16 protein-coding genes are annotated in these 20,240 nt (G+C 51.5%); 6 read left to right on the plus strand and 10 right to left on the minus strand.

Annotation, left to right across the window (positions count from 1 at the left end):
• Positions 1–110: 110 nt before the first annotated feature.
• The 6 genes from EYC87_RS13965 to EYC87_RS13990 all read right to left on the minus strand — a co-directional run bounded on the left by EYC87_RS13965 (position 111) and on the right by EYC87_RS13990 (position 6,749).
• On the minus strand, positions 111–1,223 hold the full coding sequence (locus tag EYC87_RS13965; RefSeq protein ID WP_279253423.1) for a glycosyltransferase family 2 protein: 1,113 nt from the start codon (positions 1,221–1,223) through the stop codon (positions 111–113).
• 116 nt (positions 1,224–1,339) lie between these two features.
• Positions 1,340–2,506 (minus strand): hypothetical protein, encoded by a 1,167-nt coding sequence (locus tag EYC87_RS13970; protein WP_279253424.1) that lies wholly within the window; start codon positions 2,504–2,506, stop codon positions 1,340–1,342.
• Positions 2,507–2,510: 4 nt separating this feature from the next.
• On the minus strand, positions 2,511–4,052 hold the full coding sequence (locus EYC87_RS13975; protein ID WP_279253425.1) for an MBOAT family O-acyltransferase: 1,542 nt from the start codon (positions 4,050–4,052) through the stop codon (positions 2,511–2,513).
• A 69-nt stretch (positions 4,053–4,121) separates the two neighbouring features.
• Positions 4,122–4,883, minus strand: a complete 762-nt coding sequence (locus tag EYC87_RS13980; protein ID WP_279253426.1) for a class I SAM-dependent methyltransferase — start codon at positions 4,881–4,883, stop codon at positions 4,122–4,124.
• A complete protein-coding gene (locus EYC87_RS13985) occupies positions 4,876–5,838 on the minus strand; it encodes a class I SAM-dependent methyltransferase (protein WP_279253427.1) in 963 nt (320 codons plus the stop codon). Before EYC87_RS13985 ends, EYC87_RS13980 begins: the two co-directional genes overlap by 8 nt.
• Positions 5,835–6,749 (minus strand): fatty acid desaturase family protein, encoded by a 915-nt coding sequence (locus EYC87_RS13990; RefSeq protein WP_279253428.1) that lies wholly within the window; start codon positions 6,747–6,749, stop codon positions 5,835–5,837. The genes EYC87_RS13985 and EYC87_RS13990 overlap by 4 nt, the downstream gene beginning before the upstream one ends.
• Before the next feature lie 184 nt (positions 6,750–6,933).
• Here EYC87_RS13990 and EYC87_RS13995 point away from each other — a divergent pair, with 184 nt between their 5' ends.
• Both EYC87_RS13995 and EYC87_RS14000 read left to right on the plus strand, forming a co-directional pair.
• Positions 6,934–8,526, plus strand: a complete 1,593-nt coding sequence (locus tag EYC87_RS13995) for a hypothetical protein (RefSeq protein WP_279253429.1) — start codon at positions 6,934–6,936, stop codon at positions 8,524–8,526.
• Positions 8,523–10,394, plus strand: coding sequence for a sulfatase-like hydrolase/transferase (locus EYC87_RS14000; protein ID WP_279253430.1), 1,872 nt, complete (start codon positions 8,523–8,525; stop codon positions 10,392–10,394). Before EYC87_RS13995 ends, EYC87_RS14000 begins: the two co-directional genes overlap by 4 nt.
• Here the strand turns inward: EYC87_RS14000 and EYC87_RS14005 are convergent.
• The 3 genes from EYC87_RS14005 to EYC87_RS14015 are packed head-to-tail and all read right to left on the minus strand — an operon-like array spanning position 10,375 to position 13,218.
• Positions 10,375–11,112 (minus strand): class I SAM-dependent methyltransferase, encoded by a 738-nt coding sequence (locus tag EYC87_RS14005; RefSeq protein WP_279253431.1) that lies wholly within the window; start codon positions 11,110–11,112, stop codon positions 10,375–10,377. The two genes, EYC87_RS14000 and EYC87_RS14005, sit on opposite strands and share 20 nt — an antisense overlap.
• Entirely contained in the window at positions 11,109–12,455 is a 1,347-nt protein-coding gene (locus tag EYC87_RS14010) for a hypothetical protein (RefSeq protein WP_279253432.1), read from the minus strand. Before EYC87_RS14010 ends, EYC87_RS14005 begins: the two co-directional genes overlap by 4 nt.
• Positions 12,445–13,218 (minus strand): sulfotransferase family 2 domain-containing protein, encoded by a 774-nt coding sequence (locus EYC87_RS14015; protein WP_279253433.1) that lies wholly within the window; start codon positions 13,216–13,218, stop codon positions 12,445–12,447. Before EYC87_RS14015 ends, EYC87_RS14010 begins: the two co-directional genes overlap by 11 nt.
• A gap of 142 nt (positions 13,219–13,360) precedes the next feature.
• Here EYC87_RS14015 and EYC87_RS14020 point away from each other — a divergent pair, with 142 nt between their 5' ends.
• From EYC87_RS14020 to EYC87_RS14030, 3 genes are all read left to right on the plus strand, one after another.
• Positions 13,361–15,172: a hypothetical protein gene (locus EYC87_RS14020; RefSeq protein WP_279253434.1), complete on the plus strand. Its 1,812-nt coding sequence runs from the start codon at positions 13,361–13,363 to the stop codon at positions 15,170–15,172.
• Positions 15,165–15,926: a class I SAM-dependent methyltransferase gene (locus EYC87_RS14025; RefSeq protein WP_279253742.1), complete on the plus strand. Its 762-nt coding sequence runs from the start codon at positions 15,165–15,167 to the stop codon at positions 15,924–15,926. The genes EYC87_RS14020 and EYC87_RS14025 overlap by 8 nt, the downstream gene beginning before the upstream one ends.
• Before the next feature lie 85 nt (positions 15,927–16,011).
• Entirely contained in the window at positions 16,012–16,980 is a 969-nt protein-coding gene (locus EYC87_RS14030; protein ID WP_279253435.1) for a glycosyltransferase family 2 protein, read from the plus strand.
• A gap of 22 nt (positions 16,981–17,002) precedes the next feature.
• On the opposite strand, the gene EYC87_RS14035 is transcribed toward EYC87_RS14030, so the two are convergent.
• Positions 17,003–18,166: a hypothetical protein gene (locus EYC87_RS14035; protein ID WP_279253436.1), complete on the minus strand. Its 1,164-nt coding sequence runs from the start codon at positions 18,164–18,166 to the stop codon at positions 17,003–17,005.
• Between the two features lie 253 nt (positions 18,167–18,419).
• Here EYC87_RS14035 and EYC87_RS14040 point away from each other — a divergent pair, with 253 nt between their 5' ends.
• A complete protein-coding gene (locus tag EYC87_RS14040) occupies positions 18,420–19,862 on the plus strand; it encodes an MBOAT family O-acyltransferase (protein ID WP_279253437.1) in 1,443 nt (480 codons plus the stop codon).
• Positions 19,863–20,240: the final 378 nt, after the last annotated feature.

Below are 20,240 nucleotides of genomic sequence, written 5' to 3' on the forward strand. Positions count from 1 at the left end.
AGGGCGGTAAGTAAATACGTGCGATGATAGTTCTCCCAGTTGGTGCCAGTAGCGGTTAGTTTACCCTGTTCATAAGGGGGACTCCAAGATGAACCGGTGGAGCCTGCGAATTAGTCTTCCAACACTAGCATGGCCTGAGTGGTGCCGTGATGCATGAATTTCATCGCGCTGTCAGGCAGGCTACCCAGATACACTGGGCGTTGGGTGGGCGATTTATAGGGTTCACCGCGCAGCGCTGCATACTGGTTAAAGTGATCATCCATGGCCTTGATTCGTTCTTCGCCCTTGGTGCCAGTGGTAATACCGCCGTGAAACTGATGAAAGCTGCCTTCGCCCATCAGAATTACCAGTAGCGTATCTGGCAACTCCACAGCGCGCTTATAAAAGTCCAGGTTGACCTGACCACCGCCGGTCTCAGTAAAGTCTGGATCGAACCCCCCCAGGCTATCCCAGATTTCTGATGGTACTGCCAAACAGTTACTCTCCCCGATGGGCTTAAAATACCCGCCGCAACTTGTACCGCTAAGGCAGGAAATTTCAAACAGGCGATAACCGTCGCTGGGCCAGTCGATAGATGCCAGCAATTCTACTTCGACCTCCTGGCAATAGCCCTCCAGCATGGATCTTTGTTGCAGGGTTGGGCCCAGATGATAGCCCGGGATGGCAATCAGAGTATGCGGATGCATTCGTGTGGCCGCGAGCATATAGCTGACGACGGAGGGGCTCAGCATACGGGCACCGTCTACCATAATGCTGATATGTGTACCTTTGGCCTTCTCGGCACCAAAGTTAACTGCCGGTACTGGAGTGGGCTGTGTTTCCTCGCGATAAAAGTAACGGACGTTATTGCCAAACTGGCAGGCTCTGGCCTCGCCCAGTACCGAGTCAGAAGAATTTTCCACCACGATGACTTCGTAGTCGGCCTCGGTCACCCCGCGCTGGTACCGCGTGCTGAGAGATAGCAGCGTTTTCTCGGCCTGATCTGGCATTTTGTAGACAATTACCACGAAGCTCACCATTGGCCTTGGTGCATCGGTATACCCCCCTGGGACCGCGACCTGGGGATCAAATCGATCCACGGGAATCGGGGCATTGGGCAGCTTGGGGGTGAGCGGTGGTAGCGGAGCTTCAGGCTGGTGCTCTGGCATCGCTGTGGTCTCGACGGACCGGGTTCTCTGCTGTTCGTCGGTTTTACTGAAAAGTCGCTGAACTAACTTGCGCATCTAAAAGTTTCCAAAAAAGGACTAGCGAGTTGTAATGATCTGGTCGTCAACATCTGCATACAATCGGAACTAGATTATACCGAACATATGGCAGCTAGGGGGTAATCTCATCATTGTCATTGAGCGCTTATTTTAGCTTGTAGCTGGGCAATCAGCTCCTGATTATCGCGCATGAAATTAACTCGCAGCGCATCAATACTATCCAGATATTGATCGATATTATCGCTGCTCAGGTTCTGCCCGAAATCCGAATGGGTGTCCCACACCCCTTTCATGAGGCCGTTGGCCATCTTGGCCCGATAATGCACCCCATCGTCGAACCATGCTCGCTCAATATTTCGGGCCAGGTATATGGGTTCGTCTGTAACCTGCGCTTCATTGCCAAAGCCCCGAATAGTAAATGCAGGTCTGCCATATTCAGTAGCCAGTGTTTCGTTGATGGCGAGTAGGCGGCGATGTGTATCACGCCACAATGCCTCGGAGGCCAGGCCAAACCAGAGGTCTACAACGAATACGTGCGTGGGGGTAAGAAAAAGTCGGGTGTCGATGTTGTTGCTATAGCAGAAGCGGAGTAGCTCTTCGTAAATGGCGAGGTTTGTGTCAGCTTCAAAGGGAGTGACATCGCGCGTCTTGAGGGTATTCTTCGCTGAGAAAATATAACCCCCGCGGCCCGTCAACTGATTGGTGATTGAGCGCCAGACACCGTTGGAAAAATATTTTCTGACCCTGGGGCCGGGAGGGGACAGGGCTGCCAGGCTTTCGCTGGCGATATCCAGGGAAAGTAAAGAGGCCTGGAGATCTGTCAGGTACTGGCCTAAGTAAGTGGCGCTGCGAAAGCCTGTGGCTGATGAGACCAGGCGATCCGGCTCATAGCCGGAGCGTGAGATTGGCAGGGGGCTAACGACAGCCTGATAATCTATGCCGATCATCAGCTTGTTCAGGCGATGATTGGCATGGGCATGTCGGACAGAGCGATTTATCTCGTTCAAGGTCATGCCAGGAAGTGAGAAGTTATAGCCTTTCAGTCCACGCCATTGCGCATGTTTCGGTATTATTGTTCCACTTCTGGACGAGCCGATGATAATGGCATCCGGCTTAATTTCGAGCACGTGATATGGCTTGGAGAAACGCATATTGTCGAACTGGTCGACGCGATTCAGCGTGGCATTACTCGAACCTTGTTGCTGATAGAGTAACAGTGGATCGACAAAATAATTGAACGTTCCAAAAGTGCCAATAAATAGCAGTAAAATGACGCCTACAGTAATCAGGTATCTCGTCATGTTGTCAGAACTGGAAGTAAATGAATCGAGTGATTGAAGACATGCTCATCAGTGAAGCGGCTAGCAGTAGGGAAGTGATCACAGCGTAGAAAAAGGTGGGCTGCCAGCTCATGCCTGCAGGTTTTATTGGAGCGTTGTCTGCGATGATGACGGGATCGTACTTGATCATAAGTTCCTGTGTGTTTGGCAGCGCCCAGCAGATGAGAACCGCCGCTAGCATAACGATAGAAACCTCACTGTAAGTGACGACTGGAACTCCGACAAATGTCAGTAGTCGCTGTAGCAGACCGTTGTTGAATGTTTCTTGCAGTATCAACGGTTGGCTGAAGTTAATATCCACGAACGCGGATTGAATGATAATCCAGCTGCTGGGCACATCTTCGGCCCTGAATACGATCACGGCGATAGTCCAGGCAGTGAAGGTTAGCAATACAAACATCGGCTGTAGCAACGCGGTCTGACAAAGTTTTTCTAGTCCAGCACGGTAGGTAAATGCACGCCAGGTGTGGTTAAGGCACAGAAATAGTCCATGTAACGCACCCCATAGCACAAAGGTCCATGCTGCGCCGTGCCATAATCCGCCCAGCACCATGGTGATCACCAGGTTGCGATAGCGTTTGAAGGCGCCCAGACGGTTTCCACCCAGGCTGAAATATAGATAATCCCTGAGGAATCGCGACAGGGTCATATGCCAGCGTTGCCAGACCTCGATGACGCTGCGTGACTTATAGGGCGACCGGAAGTTTTCAGGCAGCCTGATGCCAAACAAGCGGGCACTGCCGATAGCGATATCGCTATAGCCGGAAAAATCAAAGTAAACCTGAAAGCTGAATGCAAAACCGGCCAATAGCGCGTCGATGGTGTTTAGCTGGTCGGTTGCAGTGGCGGCACTGAATAGTGGGTCGGCAATCTGTGCCAGAGAGTCCGCCATCACCACTTTTTTGAACAGTCCTGCAGCTATAAACGTGATGCCGACTGCAAAGTCCGTGGGGATATTGGCGCGCGGCCGCATCGTACTGAACTGCGGCATCATTTCCTTGTGATGCACGATGGGGCCGGCAATTAACTGCGGGAAAAAAAGCACAAATAATGTGTAGTGACGAAATTGGTATTCTTCGCAGTCACGCCGCGAGACATCGACGAGATAGGCTATCTGCTGAAAAGTAAAAAATGAAACTGCCAGCGGCAGAGTGATTTCTGGCACCGGTATGAGCCATAAGCCAATAGCGTTCAGGCCGTCCAGGAAAAACCCGGTATATTTAAAATACCCAAGTAAGCCGAGGTTGAAACAGACACCAAGCGTTAGCCAGGGCAGTGCTTTGCCAGTGCCTGGTCTTGCCAGTTGCTTCCCCAGCAAGAAATTAATGACAACCGAGCTGATGATAAGTAGCAGATATTCCGGCTTCCAACTGGCGTAAAAAAAGAGCGAGGCAAGGACCAGCCAGGTGATTTGTCGCTCAGTGCTGGGTGCACGCGCCAAAATCAGAAAGACAAGTACGGTAATCGGTAAGAAAAAGAACAAATATTCGACAGAGTTGAACAGCATCTTGGCTATGTTATCCCCGAAGAGCGTGGCCAGTATAACTTAATGGACGCAAGCGGCAAGCGAGGCTCGTTAGCAATCAATATCGGTGGCTGAATTGTCGTTGCGCGACGCCACACAGATGATGGAAGAACCGGCTATCGCTCCTGGTATCAGTCGCGATTCCAGGCAAGTGAACAGCCCCAAAATACGATGGCAGAAGGCTTTGAAACCGCCCCGCTTGATGGCCTTGAACTCATTGCTCTTGCTGATTCGAAGTAGTTTCAATAAGAGCGAAGACAAATAGACCCAATGAAAAAAGTAGGCGCTCTTATCAATGTTATATCCCGCTGCAACGAGATCGTTTTCCAGGCCGTGCCGGTCGAAGCGTAAGTGGTGACCCCAGTAACGATCGTATTCTGACCAGATTTCCATTCGGGCGGGAACCGTCACTAGTAAGGTATGGCAATTAGGTAGTTCACAATAGATTTTTTGCAGGAACTCCCTGCGTTCCTGCATGTGCTCGATAACGTCCAGTAGCAGTACTGCCCTGATTTCATTTTTCAGGTCCGGGTCAAGGTCAAAAACGTTGGTTTCTGTACGTACATCGGCTGTGAGCCCGGGCATGATTGGCGCTGGCCCGAGTTCTACCCCTTGCATGTGCAGTCCCCTCGACTTGAGATCATTAACCACAATCCCGGTGCCGCAGCCGACGTCCATGATCAGTTCATGCTCCTTTAGCCGCGGCTGCAGCCACCGATATACCAGATCATTGCGCGCAATATTCCAGAAGTGTTGCTCAATACCGGAGGGATAGCCCTCTGTATACCCTGACTGGTTAAAGGTTTCAGTCATGGTCGCTATTGGCTAGGGGCTTTTGCGCGGTAAATTTTATGCAGCCGGACTTACGCATCAGGACACAAAAAATATTGATTGGTATGAACAATAAAAGCATTGGCACGTAGACCCTGCTTCTGCCGCTGCTTATCGCAGGGTTATGTTTCAGATCGGGCGCTTTGCGCTGGAGAAAGTTTTGCACTGAAAGTGCCCAATGACCGGTGTTGAGTTGGTGGCTAATCTGTATGTCCTGATAGCCTGCTGACTGTAGAATTTTATACAAAAAGTCAGTATTGAACTGGTAGGTATGGCGCGGTACATGATTGCCTCCCCAGTAACGCCCGAAGAGGCGACGTTCCCAGGAGTCGAAACCCGGCACTTCACCGACCAGGTGTCCGCCGCACCGCAGCAGGTCGAATGATTTTTCCAGTTCCTGCACCGGCGTCAGGGTGTGCTCCAGATAGTTATTCATCGAAATAAGGTCGTAGCTTTGGAATTCAGCGTCGAATTGGGGAAATGTGCCGCAATGTCCAGTGATTCCGCGAGCGTTCAGCTTGTCGATCATTTCCTGGCTGAAGTCGATACCTTCCAAGCGCGAGACACCCAGCGATTGCATATTGTCCAGAAAATCACCTGCGCCACAGCCTACGTCCAGTACCTTCGAAGACGGGTTCACAAATTTACGCATATGTCGCCGGAACAGTTTTTCTTTCGCTGCATACAGCGCCGAAAATAGAAGGCCGCGCTTCTGGCCTTCAGCATAGCCGTGATAGTCAATGTCGTAGGCCAGCTTGAGATCTTCCAGATTGGGAAACGGATTAAGCTGAACGCCTTCGCAGTGGCTGCACTGGTAGTAGTCATAGCTACCGGTCACGCCGTACTCCCAGTCGCGAATATTGTTAATCACCGGTGCGTAGTCTGTGTAGTGACAGTAGTTGCACTGGAAAATGGTTTGCTCTGTGGCCTGACTCACAGCGGAAGCTCTCTGAACCATTTTGACAATAGCTGGAAATAACCGCGCTGATACAGTTCATAGCGTGGCTGCTGTTCGTCGTTTGCAGTAAACAGGGTGTTCTCAAGTAATACATGAGCCTGTTTGAGCTGATTGTAGGGAACGCCAACGTATAAATGGTGTTCGGCATGGTAATGAAAGCAAAACACGCCGAAAATCTTCTCGCCAATATAACTGCCGGTGATGGTGCGAATTGTTGGTTCATTATCGGGGCTGGCGTGCTCGCAGAAAGCCCGCGTGGAGGTAAATAGCTTGCCGAAAGTCGCCAGTGGTACCAACCATAGCCAGAAGTAATAAATCCAGCCGACCGTGACGGAAAAAAGTAGCAGCACCAGTAGCTGCGCCCCCAGGAGTTTCAGCAATGGCCTTTTTTTCGCTGGCGCTTTCGCACTGTCGACGGGAATAGCATCGCCGCCCTGGTGTAAGCCAAGAAACTGCAGAAGCGCATACCAGCCGCACACATTCAGTAAAAAACGCCCTAGGAAGGCCCTTTTGCTGGTCGGGAATATGCCGTAATTGGGGTAATCGGGATCCCGCTGCGCGTCGCCAAAGTATTTGTGGTGATCCAGGTGGACCTGACGATAGGTCTCATCAAATCCGAGTGGGTATGCCGCCAGTGCATAAGACAGTCCTTCACGGTGGGGACGGCCAAATCGTCGATGCAGGCCTTCGTGTAACGCATTGAAGAGCGCGAACTGGCACCAACCTATAATTGCCCAAGCCAGCACCGAGGTGGTCAGGAACAGCACGGTGTCATTTGGATTTAGCCTGGAAACCGCGTAAATAGCGCTAACCAGCAGTGCATAGACCGCCGCCACCTGAATAAAAATGGTATTGCTCGGTTGCTTGAGGCTACCTACATTAACTGACATTTGCTGTTGCGACCGCTAGGCTTCGTTTCATTCCCCAGAATAATGCTCCTTAGCCGCGATTTCCAGCGTCAAGAATGGTGTAAATCCAGCCTGCTTGGCCGTAACTGTCAGATCGACGATGAGCCTGTATACTCTCGTGCGGGCTAGTCTCTCATTCACATTCCAGGGCCTGCGGGGCACAATTTTGATCGAGAATCTGTGGCGGTATTTTTATCCGGCGTCGGCTGCAGTCCTGCTGCTGGCGTTGTTCTGGCACCATTGGCAGATTATTGTCGCGCCGGTCCCGCTGGACTTGTACGAGGGCACGATGCTGCTGGTGACAGGGATTATTGCCGACGGGGGCAATCCTTATACTCGCGAATTCCAGCCTTACGCGGCCGACGTTTACCCACCGCTTTACAATTTACTGGTGGCGCCTCTGAGTCACGTTTTTGGTAACAGCTTTCAGCTGCACCGCTCTGTCTCCGCATTTTTTATTGTCTTTGCTGCAGCACTAGCGGCATTGGCAACCTGGAAAAAAAGCGCGTCGCGACAGCAGGGGTTCGCTGCAGGCGTTATGTTGTATGCCGCGTTATTGTTCTACGCGACCCCGGTCTCCAGCACCAATGCCGTGGGAATGGTCGTATTTTTGGCAGGTCTGATTGTTCCCTGGTGGCGCGGCTTCAGCAATGGCAGTCTGCTGTTTGCCCTGTTGTGCGGTTTGCTGGCCTTTTATGCCAAGCAGTACTTCATCTTGAACATGGCAATACTTTGCTTGTATCTCTTCCTCTTTGTTTCCATGCGTCGTGCCCTGATTCTGGGGGTAATGTATGCGCTGGCATTGGTACTGAGCTTGGTGTTAGTCCATCAATCCAGCCCGTATTACCTCGACAATACCTTGTTCGCCCCCTCTGCCGCCATTAGCGGGTTGCAGCACTGGGATATTCTCCTGCTGCAATTGCGTCTCTATCTGCATACTTATGCGGGATTACTGATAGTGTTGTTGTTTGTTTTTATTGGCTGGCTGGTCCGATTCGATGCGCGCAGCGTGCTGTCAACCGTAGAGGCGACACCACTGGCCAGTCATTGGCCGGGTTCACTCTTCAAGCATCCAGTGGACTTCTTTGCCTTCTGCCTGTTTTGGGCCACGCTGATCATTGTATTTTGGCTAGGCCGCAATCCAGGCAATTACATGACCTACCTGTTCCAGTTGATGTCGCCCTTTCTCCTGATAGGGGGATTTACTGTTGTGGCCGGAGCATCAGGGAAAGCACGACTCGCTTTGCCACTTTTGCTGCTGAGTTTTTACCAGAGCTGGGCGATCCTGCATAAAGACTTCAGCGCTGATATGAATGCCTGGGCGAGGGTGGACGGCATGGTCGCCGCCAGTGATGAGGTGTTGGCCAGTCAGATGCTGGTTGCTACGCTGCTGAAGCACGATAAGAAGGTGTATCAGGACGGACACACCTTTTACCTGCCCCTTGCGGTTAACAAGCCGAAGTGGATGCTCAAGGAGCTTGAGCAGGACAGGGTAGGCACTGTTTGGGCTGAATATATCGATGAACTTTACGGCAAAATAAAGCGGAAGGAATTTGACCTGATTCTGGTGTCGCCTTGGGAAATGCGAGGCATATTTTTGAGGAATCCACCACCCGATGAAGACATCACTGGCAAGAAATTCCTTGCCCGCTACTATGCGATCGACGAGAGGATCAAACTGTCGATGACCGACCGCCATGGGGGTGGAACCTACGATATCGCCGTGTGGCGACCTAAACAGCGACGCAGTGCGCCGTGACTCTATCACTCACTGTGTTAGGTCGCGGCACACCGCTGGTCTTGATGGCTCTGCTGATGATGCTGGCCGGGTGTCAGGTAGAGCATGATCAGGACAATAAAAAGCCTAACATCCTGCTGCTGGCCCTGGACGACTTTGGGTATAACGACCTCGCGATTAACAACGGTTCTGACTCTCCTACACCGCGCCTGGATGCAATTGCAGCCCAGGGTGTGCGTTTTACCCGGCACTACGCGGAGAGCAGTTGCACCGCCAGTCGGGTTGCCTTGCTCACCGGACGTTATCCCGCCCGTGTCGGCGCTCATCCTTACCTGAATGGCATCGACCATGAACTGATGACATTGCCCGATGCTCTTGGCAGTGAGGGTTATATCCGCCACATGGTCGGTAAATGGCACACGGGTGATTCTCACCGTGAGTCACGGCCGGAGTACCAGGGCTTTGACCATTGGTTTGGGTTTATTAATCAACTTTACCTGCGTGGGCCGCATCGTTCTGCTAATTACAGGCGCGGTAAACCGACCTACATTAATCCGTGGTTGGAAAATGAACTGGGTGACTTACAACAATACGAGGGTCATCTCACGGATATTTTGACTGACCGAGCGCTGGATGTGATTAAGAGGGAGCAAAATCCGTGGTTTCTATACCTGTCCTATTACGCGCCGCACACGCCGATAGAGCCCGCCGCCAGATTTTCAGAGCGTTATGCCGACGATCCTGCAGGGCGCTATCAGGCTATGAAAGACCAGTTAGACAGTAATATAGGGCGCATTATTGACTGGCTGACAGAGTCTGGAGAGATCGACAATACGATGATTATTGTGGTCAGCGATAATGGAGGCACCGCTAAATCCTGGCCTAGTAACCTGCCGTTTTATGGATCCAAGGCGACGTATACGGAGGGCGGGGTGCGCACGCCCCTGTTGCTGTCGTGGCCAGGGCACTGGCCTGTTGGGCAGCAAGACGACCAAATTGCGATGATATTTGATCTCTACCCGACCATCCTGGCCGCGTTGGGTAAGGCGCAGCCAGAAGGGCTTGATGGCGCAGACCTATTCGACTCAGATCGACCGCCACGTACTTTAAGGTGGTATAGCCACGGGCTTTATGGCGACCGTTACGGTGTGCTTTCTCCGGATGGGCAATGGCGCTTGAATAGTTGGCAAGGCGTCACTCATCAATTGTTTCATGAGAGTGATTTTGTGCGGGAGCAGCCTGAGAGTCGTACCGCCGAACATCCGCAGAAAGTGCTTCAGATGCGCGAATCCATGGAACAGTGGATTCGTTCAGTCACTCGCGTAAGCGGGCTGACTGTGACCGCGGCCGAAAACTGGACAGATTACACCGGCCAGGCCTTCCGGCGCAGTCCGATGGGTGGCACTCATACGCTGGGTCTGGCTTTTCAACGTGGGGCGGAGCAGGTTGCAAGCGGTCAACGCCAAACGCTTGCGTATCAAGAGGGCTATATTGATATCAGTGAGCTGGCAGGATCTTTGCGGGTACTTATCGATGGCCATGAGGTGGAGGTGGAATTACCGGTTAACGAGACATGTTTCAGTCTGGTGGTGCAAAGCCAGATGGTGAAGACCAATATGGTGTTCTATCGCAAGGAAAGCCCGAGCATAAAGGTGGTCTTTGTTGACGGCAAGCAGCTGGAACAATTCAGGTATTACAATCCAAAAATCAGCAGTGCTTCTCCCAAAAACCCGTTACGAATTGCTACTGGAAGTGCAGGGTGGTCCATGTCGTCGGAGATGGAGCCATTTGTTTCGACACGCGCGTTAAGCGAAAGAGAACTTCAGGAGCAGGTTGAACCCTTATTGAGAGCTTCGTGTCATGTTGACGTTAACAAGCCCGACAAATGAAGTGATGCTGGACCAACTCATTGGGCATGCAGAGCTCAACAATTTCCCATCCTGTGCCCTCTATTAATTCGAGGGCATGGTCACGCGAATAGAGAGCCCACTGCAGCGGTTTCCCCGGAAACGCGTCGCGAAACGGCTCGCCACTGGGCGTGAAAGGCTTGTTCTGCTCGAGGGCTATTTGTTCGATTAAACCGTGTCCGTTATTGGTAACTTCGTCCAGGTATAAACTAAAAATTAGTTGACTGCCTGGCTTGGCGTAACGTCGCATGAGTTTAAGCATGCTGCCATAATCAGAGGGTGCAAGGTGAGTAAAAACAGAGTAAAGGCAGATAATATCGCAGGAATATTCTTCGATAGGAAGGCGCGTATCGCTAGAGATTTTTTCCCCATCGGTGTTGTACATGTCATTGTGGGAATCAATGTGAAAGAAAGAAAATCTCGGATCGTTTGTACATTTTCCTAAAAAATCGATCATCTCTTCATAGACATCGACACCGATATATTCCCCTAATGGAATGTCGTATTCCAGAATCGCTTGAGTGAACTTGGTTCCGCAACCCATGTCCAGTACGCGGCTATCTGCGAGGGTCTCAAGCCCCAGTGCCTGAGCCATATATAGCAATAAACCCCGCCCGCTGTTGATATATTCCCATTGGTCGCTTTTTTTACCGCCGCGGCGTAAATTATTTGGGACTGATACTTTCGGTAAGATGCTCACTTTTGCTCCATCGTTTTGCCGGCACCTGATTTTGACTCAGACACAAATATAACCGGCTTTGGTAATGGCCTCTGGGGAGGGTGGTATATGCCTAGAGAGACCGCTTCTAATACTATGCCGTTGGTTTCTTTCATCGGACGCGTCCAAGCCCAGTATTTACCTTGATTGAAGTTCTGTACACGCTTTTCCACATAGGGCTGTAGCGCCACCGCATAGACTTTGTAGGAATTGATGCAATAAAGGGTTGCCAGCAACAAAGCTACGAGGAGGGGTTGCCAGGAAGCCAGTTTCAGTCGCGCTGCCAGAGTGACCCAGATCGTCGCCAGCATCAGCACCGAGGGGAAGCTGTAACGCGAAGACAATGCGTAATCCACACCAGAAAACGGTGCCCTGCCCAGCACCATGGCAGTAACTGATAAGACGATGAACCAGCAATAGAGCTCTAGGCGCGGATCTTGACTGCGACGGGAATGGATCGAACAGATCAGAACGGCAACTAACATCAAGGCGCCCACCAGGGCAGGAGGCCCTACGCTTTGCTCGCTGGCCGCATTTCCCAGCAAGGTTAGCGTATACAGTACATGGTGTCCCGGGGTGAGGAACAACTGTTGCAGCATGGCCCAAAGCGTATTGGGTGTTTCCAGTCCCACACGCCAAGCCACCAATACGCCCCCCGCCACTACTATCCAGCCAAGGACGTAGAGCCATGAAGCAGAGCGGCGCAGTAAAACCTGATGCAACAGGCTAACTAGTCCCACCACCCACACCACCTGGCCTGACGCAAGAGTGAAAGTCGCCATAATCGCGAACACGCAAGCTAATGCGAAGCGACGAGGATTAATTTCATGCAAAAAATGCAGGCTGGCAAAACCATAAAGAAAAACATAAAAATAGGCGAACGCTGCCATGCTCCAAAGTGTAATACCGTAGGCACGGAGCTGCAGCAGAAGCAGTGTCGCCGGGAGCAGGATAAAAAGTCGCGGCAGGCTTTTGGGCGTTGCCAGGTAGAGCAAGGTCAGCAATAGCGGCAACGCCAGGCTGGCAATAAAGGTCAGTGTACGAAAGTTGATTTCACCAGTAAGGAGATAAGTCGCGCCGTATACCAGCCGGGAGGCAAACGTGCGGTGGTCATTGTGTTGAGCGTAGAGGATGTCGAAACCGGAGCTCGCGTCAGGCGCATTGATCACTCCAGATAGTACCTGTAGCACATCGTAAAGATCGTCACCGAGGGGTACATTCAACGCGTGCTGGTACAGGAAAAAAAAGTAGTAGGCCACGGCCGCTGTGATCAACAGAGGCAGCAACCAGCGGCCTTGAGTACCTCTGGTAGCGCTAGTTGGCATGAAACGCTGTGGTCTGTGAGTTTAGGCGTTTGGCATGCGCGAGCAAGGCATAGTCCAGCCCAAGCCGGTCCTGAAGCGCGCTCAGCGCTGCATCAGACAAATGGTCTCTCGACAGTGGGTCAATGGTTTTGAACTGACGGGTTCGGGGCACTGGCTGGTCAATATCAAGATCAGACAAAATTTGGCGAAAATCACTGTCGAAACTTTCGGTGAGGCCGACATGGTCGAATTCCTCGAGGTGGGTCGTGGCCATGGCCAGTAATTCTTCGTCGCTTATACCAGCCAGGGCCTGCCTATCCTTATGCCAGTACATACGCGCCAGCTGCCAGGTCTGCTGGTTGTCGAGCATTTCACTGACCTCGGGTCGTGTGGACGTTAGAAACGCTTCCAGCCCCAGATCTCTGGCTGCCCTCGCTACAGCGAACTGTTTCTGCATATCGGCATGCATGCAGAATTTATACAGGGACAAGACCCTGTCTACGGGATCCCTCAGGAATGTAAAGGCATAGGACTCTTCCAATAACGATGCCACATCGCTGTAACCGAAATGACCTGACACAAACTGGTAGCGCCGCAGCTGTGACTCGAATGATGCCCTGTCTTTGGGGAACCGCAAGAAGTCGCCATGTGAACAGATCTGGTCTGCCGCCAGGCGTTGCTGAAAAAAATGGACAATGGAAGTGCCGGCTGTCTTGGCAATGTGTAAAAACACCACCGGGCGAGGGAGGTTCACGGATTTTAAGGCTGGCCGGGCATCAGGCATCGAATAAAGGTTCTTCCGGCGTGCAAAATGCCAGGTTGAGGATTACGATAGGCTCTTATTCTAAAGTTGGTTCCTGCTGGAGTCTAGCCCGCGCTATCTGCCAACTGCTTACGGCACTTCAACAGCGAGAATTTGCGAGCATATGAAAGAGCGTTCTCATCCGGGCCTCCAGCAGTACGCGCTTCTTTGTGCCGCAGCGATGTCCGTTGCCGCCGCGGTGCTGTTATTGTTCTGGACGCTGCTGTTCTGGTCCCGTTGGCATCCGCACCTCCCCTGGCGCGATGTATTTGTCATTCTTGATGATTTGCAACCCATACTGTCCGGCGACGGTAATTGGAGGAGTTGGTCATTCCTGTTTGAGGCGCATTATTCAGCGCATCGTATTACGCTTCCGCGCCTACTGGTGTTTTGGGATCTGACCTTGTTATCTGGGCGCGGACATTTATTGTACGCCACGGCTTGGGCTGGGCTGCTGGTCATTGTCGCGCTTTATGTTCGATTTGCCCGGGACTATTTTCGTGCTGACCAGGCGATCGCCTGGTTCTGCTATGGAATCCTGGGGGTATTAATGTTTGCGCCCGCCCACGCCTGGAATTCGGTCAACGCGATCAATAGTAGCTGGCACCTATCATTTGCTTTTGGTGCACTCGCTTTTTTCCTCTTGGTGAAAAAGTCCGACAACGCCTCCGGGCTTGATTGGCTAATGGCCTATGGCCTGGCCACAGTGGCTGCCTTTACCACGTTTGCGGGAGTCATAGTCTGGTTGCTATTGCCTGTTATCGCACTATCGTCTGGGCGACGTGTACTCTTGGTCACGGTGGTTTGCAGCACCTTACTGACTTCGGCATATCTCAACGGCATAGCTTCTGATGCGGATATCGCCGCTGCCTGGGATGCAGGCGATCCGACGATAGCCGCCAGCATACAGGAGGCGGGCCGGGCTGCGCTCGAGCAGAACTCCTTGCTGCGAATCGCACTGGGCGCTTCGAAAGTGCTGTGCTGGCCCATGAGCAGTGAGCATCCTTTACTGGCGGCAGTCTTCTTTGTGCTTTCGCTGGTTGCCCTCTTCGTTGGATGGATTCAGTTTCTCAGAGCCGCACGCGTGAGTCAGCGTCTTGCGCCCTGGGTTGAGTGGTGCCTGTTGTTAGCAACCATGGCCCTGGGAGTGGCACTGGCTATTCAATTGGGGCGGATGATAGAACAGCCCAATCATGCACATGGGCCCAGCTATGAGCGTTATAACACTGTTGTAGCCCTTTATTGGCTGGGGATTATTAGCCTAGTTATGGCTGTAGTACCTAGAATTTCTGCAGTGTGTAAAGGCATCACGATGTTGGTGGTCATGCTAATGGTTTCTTGGCTACTGGTGCCTAACGGCTCTTATTTACAGCAAGAGATAGGCAGCCTGGAAACCGCAGCGCGGCTTTATGCTGAGGGTGAAACGCCTGAGTTAAGGGAAGAAGTGGATGGCCGCTTACTGCGCTTTAAGCCTGAGTACGTTTTCACTTTTGACCCGCTGTTTGAAAGCCGCCAGCTGGCTTATCGACGGCCTGTGCAGTTCCCAACCTCGCTGAGGCAGCTGCCCGTGTGCTCTACCGATATTGTTAACTTCAGCGCAGGCGATAGCCCCAAAGTTGGTTTTGCGCAGATAATAGTTACTGTTCAGGGGATTGCAGCAATGCTCACTCGGGATGTTCTGCTGTCCCGTGATGGTAATCTGCTAGGACGACTGGTTGCCGGTCATCAGGGTAACTATTCACCCAGGCAGCTGATTGACCCTTCATTTAACTTCTGGATCGGTTATGTTGACCACAAGACATTACTGGATGGATATGTGCAACTAACAATGAATATGCCTGCAGGAACCTCGCGACAGTGCCTGGTGGAGGTTGATCGCCTGACAGCAGCGACTGCGTCGCAAAAAGATCTATCCGGAGTGCCTGGTGATGTATGAATATGACGAGGAGTTTTATCAATACATCAGCCAGGGTGCAGTGAATTCTGCGCAACAGTTGCTACCGGCTTTATTGGCGGTGTTGCCAGACCCTGTTGACTCAGTGTTGGATGTGGGTTGTGGCGCAGGGGCGTGGCTCTCTGTCTGGAAGTCCATGGGCGCAAAGATCGTTGGTCTCGATGGTGACTACCTGAATGCGGACCAGTTAATGATTGATGCGGAGGACTTCATGCCCTTGGACCTCAGCACCAGCTTTGATCTGGAACGGCGTTTTACCCTGGTGCAGAGTTTAGAAGTGGCAGAACATTTGCCAGAATCAGCGGCCGCCGGTTTTGTGGACAGCCTTTGTCGTCATGCAGACCTTGTGATGTTCTCCGCGGCTCCGCCAGGGCAGGGTGGGGAAAATCATATTAATGAACAGCCCTACGAATATTGGCGCCAACTATTTCGTGGTCAAGGCTATGATATGTATGACCCGATACGAGCTGCGTTGCAGGGTGCCAGCGAAGTTATGCCCTGGTACCGGTACAATACCTTCCTCTTTGTCAGGCAAACCGTGCCTGCGTCGGTCACTAACGCGCTGTTGCCTTATCGCGTTGGGGATCAGCAAATCGCGTCAGATATTTCACCGGCCCTGTACCAGCTGCGCAAAAAACTGATTCGGCTTTTGCCCTCGCCGATCAGTACTTTACTGGCAATCCTCAAAAAAACCCTATTTGGGTTATCATTGAAAGCAAAACGCAGGCAGGCTTGAGTCGGTTTGCGCAGCAAATTAACTGAGAAATAATAATGATACTTTTTGACGACCCTAATCAATTTGAATCAGGCACGGCAATCTGATGAATACGGTCACTAATCCAGTGATTGCACTGGTGCTGCCTTGTTACAACGAGGAACAAATACTTCCATTGACTGCCCGGAAGCTGGCCAGCGAGCTGCAGCGTCTGGTCGATAGCGGTCTGGTGTCGGCGCAATCAAAGATTGTCTTTGTTGACGATGGCAGCTGCGACAGCACCTGGTCTTTGATCGAACAGCTGTCCGCTGGGGATAGCGTCTTCGCCGGGATCAAGCTAGCGAGGAATTACGGACATCAGTATGCCCTTTATGCAGGTCTGATGGAGACCGAGGCAGATGCGCTGATCAGCCTCGATGCAGACTTGCAGGATGATGTTGCTGTTATCGAAAAAATGGTGACATCCTTTCGTGCAGGCAGTGAGATTGTTTATGGTGTTCGCAATAATCGCGAAAGTGACACCCGTTTCAAGCGTTACACGGCGGCCGCCCATTACTGGTTGCTGTCAAAAATGGGCATAGAAACCGTGCCAGACCACGCGGATTTTCGTTTGATGAGCCGCCGAGCCGTGAACTTCCTGGGCGAGTATCGAGAGGCTAATCTCTACCTCAGGGGTATTGTTCCCTTGTTGGGCCTGCGCTCTGACAAGGTCTATTTCAGTAGAGGGGTTCGCTTGGCAGGAGAATCGAAATACCCTTTTAGACGTATGCTGAGCCTGTCTTTGCAGGGCCTTACCTCGTTTTCCATCGTACCTCTGCGTATTATTTCGGTACTGGGAATGATAGTGTTTTTTATCGCACTGGGGCTGGGAGGCTGGGCACTGGCTGCGACCTTGTTCGGTCCGGGAACCGTGCCTGGGTGGGCCTCAACGGTTATACCTATTTACCTGCTGGGTGGTCTGCAGTTGCTGGCTATTGGTGTGGCGGGTGAATATGTGGGTAAAACGTTTATCGAGAGCAAGGGCCGCCCTTTGTATCAGGTTGAAGAGCGGCTGGGGGTAGAGAGGGCAGACTAGCCCTGCTGGTTCTCTGGCGTAACTACCGCCCGGCCTGAGCAGAAAGGTCCAGCCACTTTTGCACGCGAGCGAAATCCCTTGCATTGCTATGGCGATAATTTTCCATGATTCCCGTGACCGCGTCTAAGTAGGGCGTGCTGTTCGTATTGTTTAGGGTGGCCAGGTTGATTGTCGAATCGCAGTCGCTCCCAGCCAGACAAGCCATTATCTGCCGCCCGGCCTGGCTGGTGTAATGGACACCGTCCAGAAAAAAACGGCTGTCCTGATCTATTGCTTCCAGCACCAGGTTTGGGCTGTTTTCTAAAGCGAAGACGCGGGCGCTGTTAGAGTAGGTGGAGCTGACTTGGATGACCTGTCGTTGCCAATCGATATATTGCGGCCACTGTCCCGCCATATTCACACTATTCATGACACTGGCGTGAAGGGGTGATATCAGGACCCACGCCTGAATATCATGGTCATCGCAAAATTTCAGCAGGGCATTTAACTCTGCCATATCGAGTTGATCTGTTTTTTGAGTAAAGTCCTGATATTTTTGCTTCACCAGCATGGAGAAAAGCCAGGTACCGCGTTTTGGCCCATCTACATTAGCCTCCCAGGTACCATCGGACTTATAGTTTCGTTGGCTTTCTACTTTGACATAAAGCGTTTCCCAGGCATTAATCAAAGCATCTACTGATAAAAGGCTCTTCCAGTTATCCTCAAAACGCTGAAAGTAATGAGCCAGGTTTTGTTTGATGGTTGGTTGAATCTTGCGCAGGCGCGCAGCTTCGAAGTGCGCACTAATAGATGAGTAGCCCTGGCGAAACATATAGTAATCGATACCGATGAGCACTGACTTAAGTGGTTTAATGGCTTGCGCGTGTTCGACTAGTAATCGAATTTCACGGAGGGTCACGCCTGGCAAAGCTGCGTTATAGGATTGCTCATCGTTTGCTGCAAGAGAGTCTGGCGGCAGTCGAGCAGAGCGCGAGCTGCCTACAATCAGGTGATCTGGCTTAAGAGCTTCCATAGCGTAAGGCTTGTGCAGCCGCAGATGATAGAACAGGTCCGCTTCTTGCTCATTCTCATAAAAATTAAGGGATGGATATAAATTGTAGGGATCTACAAAAAAGCAGAACACAACGACCATAAGGGCGAGCAGCGTAGCGAAAACGGTGCTCATCAAAAGGTAGGTGCGGTACATAAGGTGTTTGCCAGTTGCGCCGGGTAGACATCGAGATTACGCATTGGATGTTAGCACAGGGTGACAGATACAGCGCGTATAGTGTCTAATGCGGGAAAACTTTCTGTATCGATTCAGGTATACGGACTTAATAGGCTGCGGGCTTTCGTCGAACTTAATGCTGTTCAACTCCATAGAATTTCTCTTCATTTTTCTGCCTGCCGTGTGGTTCGGCTTCTGGCTGCTGCAGCGCCTGGGCCGGCCACGTCTGATTATGGCTTGGCTGATACTTGCGTCATTTTTATTTTACGGCTGGTGGAACCCGATCTACTTATGGCTATTGGCTCTGTCAATCGGTGTCAACTACGGTTTGGGCGGTGCTCTGCAACGTTGGCAGGGATTGGTTAAGAAAGCCCTTCTGATCTGTGGCATAGCTTTTAACATCGGCCTGCTGGCCTATTTCAAATACGGCAATTTTTTTGTCGAAAGTATTGCTGTGCTAAACGACGTTAGTTTTAACTTTAGTCATATTGTCTTACCGCTGGCAATATCATTTTATACTTTCCAGCAAATCACTTACCTTGTTGATACGAGTAAAGGTTTGACTGATTCACACGGCTTTTTGGAATATTGTCTTTTCGTCAGTTTTTTCCCACAGCTGATCGCCGGACCTATTGTTCACCATCAGGAGATGTTGGGGCAGTTTAAGCAATTGGGAGCGCCGCAAGAGACGTCGCGCAATCTTGGTATTGGTCTTTCTATTCTGGTGATAGGTCTGTTCAAGAAAGTGGTTATCGCAGACAGCTTTGGTTTGTTTGCGACACCGATTTTCACCATGGCGGACAGTGGTGTGGCGCTTTATACGCTTGAATCTCTTGCGGGCACATTCAGTTATGCCATGCAGCTGTACTTCGACTTTTCCGGTTACAGTGATATGGCCATCGGTCTGGCCTGCCTGTTTGGCCTGAAGCTGCCGGTAAATTTTTATTCCCCCTACCGGGCGCAAAATATCAGTGACTTCTGGCGTATGTGGCACGCAACCCTGTCGCGCTTTCTTCGAGATTACGTTTACGCTCCCTTGGGCGGCTTTTTATGCAGTCCCCGTCGACAGCGGTTCAATTTGTTTATGACCATGTTCGCCGGTGGTGTATGGCACGGTGCCGGCTGGACTTTCTTTTTGTATGGCGTCTTTCATGGCGTTTATGTGGTACTGCATCAAATCTGGCGTATCAGAGTGTCTGGCCCTTTGGGCCTGGTAGGCAAGGGCTGGTACAAGGCTCTGGCTCAGTTGTTCACCTTTCTGGTGGTTGTATTCACCCTTGTCTTGTTTCGAGCGGAGACGGTGACTGCGGCTGCGGATGTCTATCAAGGCTTGATGAATGCCGATTATTGGGGCTTTTCTCCTCATTATTTGCAGGTGCTGCATGCCACTAATTTTTTTGCCATTGCGGATATGGTGGGCTTGGCTGGTCAGGCGGTTATATTGGTGTTTGGCAGCCTGGTGTTAGCTATCATGGGATGCTGGTTTTTGCCAAGCACCTGGCAGCTTTTTCAACCCTTCGATATAGCCTTGGATAAACCGCCCATCGGGCGAGCGGCGGTACTTTCTTTCAGTTGGCAACCGGGGAAGGTATGGGCGTTATTTATTGCCCTGCTTTTTACCGCCAGTTGTCTAAACCTGACTCAGGTCAGTGAATTCTTATACTTCCAGTTTTAAAAGCGCTGTATTCTGGCGTTAGTTGGGCTTGGTGACCTAAATGATCCGGGCGTCTAGAACAGACCGCCGGACCAAAAATTTCCGCACCTCACACGACGTCAGCATAGCCTCCCGGTTTGCTAATCTATGTGCGGTTTTATTTCGGTGCAATTCTTCATAGCGCTTTCGCGTCGTTGCTAAAAACTCGTTAGCGTCTCGCGAGACATATCTCTCGCGTGCTCGGTGTTCAAGCGGTGCTTACAGGGGTTTGTCCAGACCGATAGCGCGCTTTGAATGAAGTCAGGGGCGCGCTAAATCAACAAATGGTAGAATGTATTATGCAACACATGGGAAGGTGCTCGAGGTAAGATTTCTCCCGCCCTCTGGGAGCTACCTGTC

Source organism: Candidatus Seongchinamella marina, from assembly GCF_026262685.1.
GTDB classification, from domain to species: domain Bacteria; phylum Pseudomonadota; class Gammaproteobacteria; order Pseudomonadales; family Halieaceae; genus Halioglobus; species Halioglobus marinus.

What these genes read in the sequence shown, in the direction of transcription:
- EYC87_RS13975 (WP_279253425.1), bottom strand. Translation starts at nt 4,052, where the DNA reads ATGCTGTTCAACTCTGTCGAATATTTGTTCTTTTTCTTACCGATTACC.
- EYC87_RS14025 (WP_279253742.1), top strand. Translation starts at nt 15,165, where the DNA reads ATGTATGAATATGACGAGGAGTTTTATCAATACATCAGCCAGGGTGCA.
- EYC87_RS13970 (WP_279253424.1), bottom strand. Translation starts at nt 2,506, where the DNA reads ATGACGAGATACCTGATTACTGTAGGCGTCATTTTACTGCTATTTATT.
- EYC87_RS13990 (WP_279253428.1), bottom strand. Translation starts at nt 6,749, where the DNA reads ATGTCAGTTAATGTAGGTAGCCTCAAGCAACCGAGCAATACCATTTTT.
- EYC87_RS14035 (WP_279253436.1), bottom strand. Translation starts at nt 18,166, where the DNA reads ATGTACCGCACCTACCTTTTGATGAGCACCGTTTTCGCTACGCTGCTC.
- EYC87_RS14020 (WP_279253434.1), top strand. Translation starts at nt 13,361, where the DNA reads ATGAAAGAGCGTTCTCATCCGGGCCTCCAGCAGTACGCGCTTCTTTGT.
- EYC87_RS14030 (WP_279253435.1), top strand. Translation starts at nt 16,012, where the DNA reads ATGAATACGGTCACTAATCCAGTGATTGCACTGGTGCTGCCTTGTTAC.
- EYC87_RS13980 (WP_279253426.1), bottom strand. Translation starts at nt 4,883, where the DNA reads ATGACTGAAACCTTTAACCAGTCAGGGTATACAGAGGGCTATCCCTCC.
- EYC87_RS14040 (WP_279253437.1), top strand. Translation starts at nt 18,420, where the DNA reads ATGGCTTGGCTGATACTTGCGTCATTTTTATTTTACGGCTGGTGGAAC.
- EYC87_RS14010 (WP_279253432.1), bottom strand. Translation starts at nt 12,455, where the DNA reads ATGCCAACTAGCGCTACCAGAGGTACTCAAGGCCGCTGGTTGCTGCCT.
- EYC87_RS13965 (WP_279253423.1), bottom strand. Translation starts at nt 1,223, where the DNA reads ATGCGCAAGTTAGTTCAGCGACTTTTCAGTAAAACCGACGAACAGCAG.
- EYC87_RS14015 (WP_279253433.1), bottom strand. Translation starts at nt 13,218, where the DNA reads ATGCCTGATGCCCGGCCAGCCTTAAAATCCGTGAACCTCCCTCGCCCG.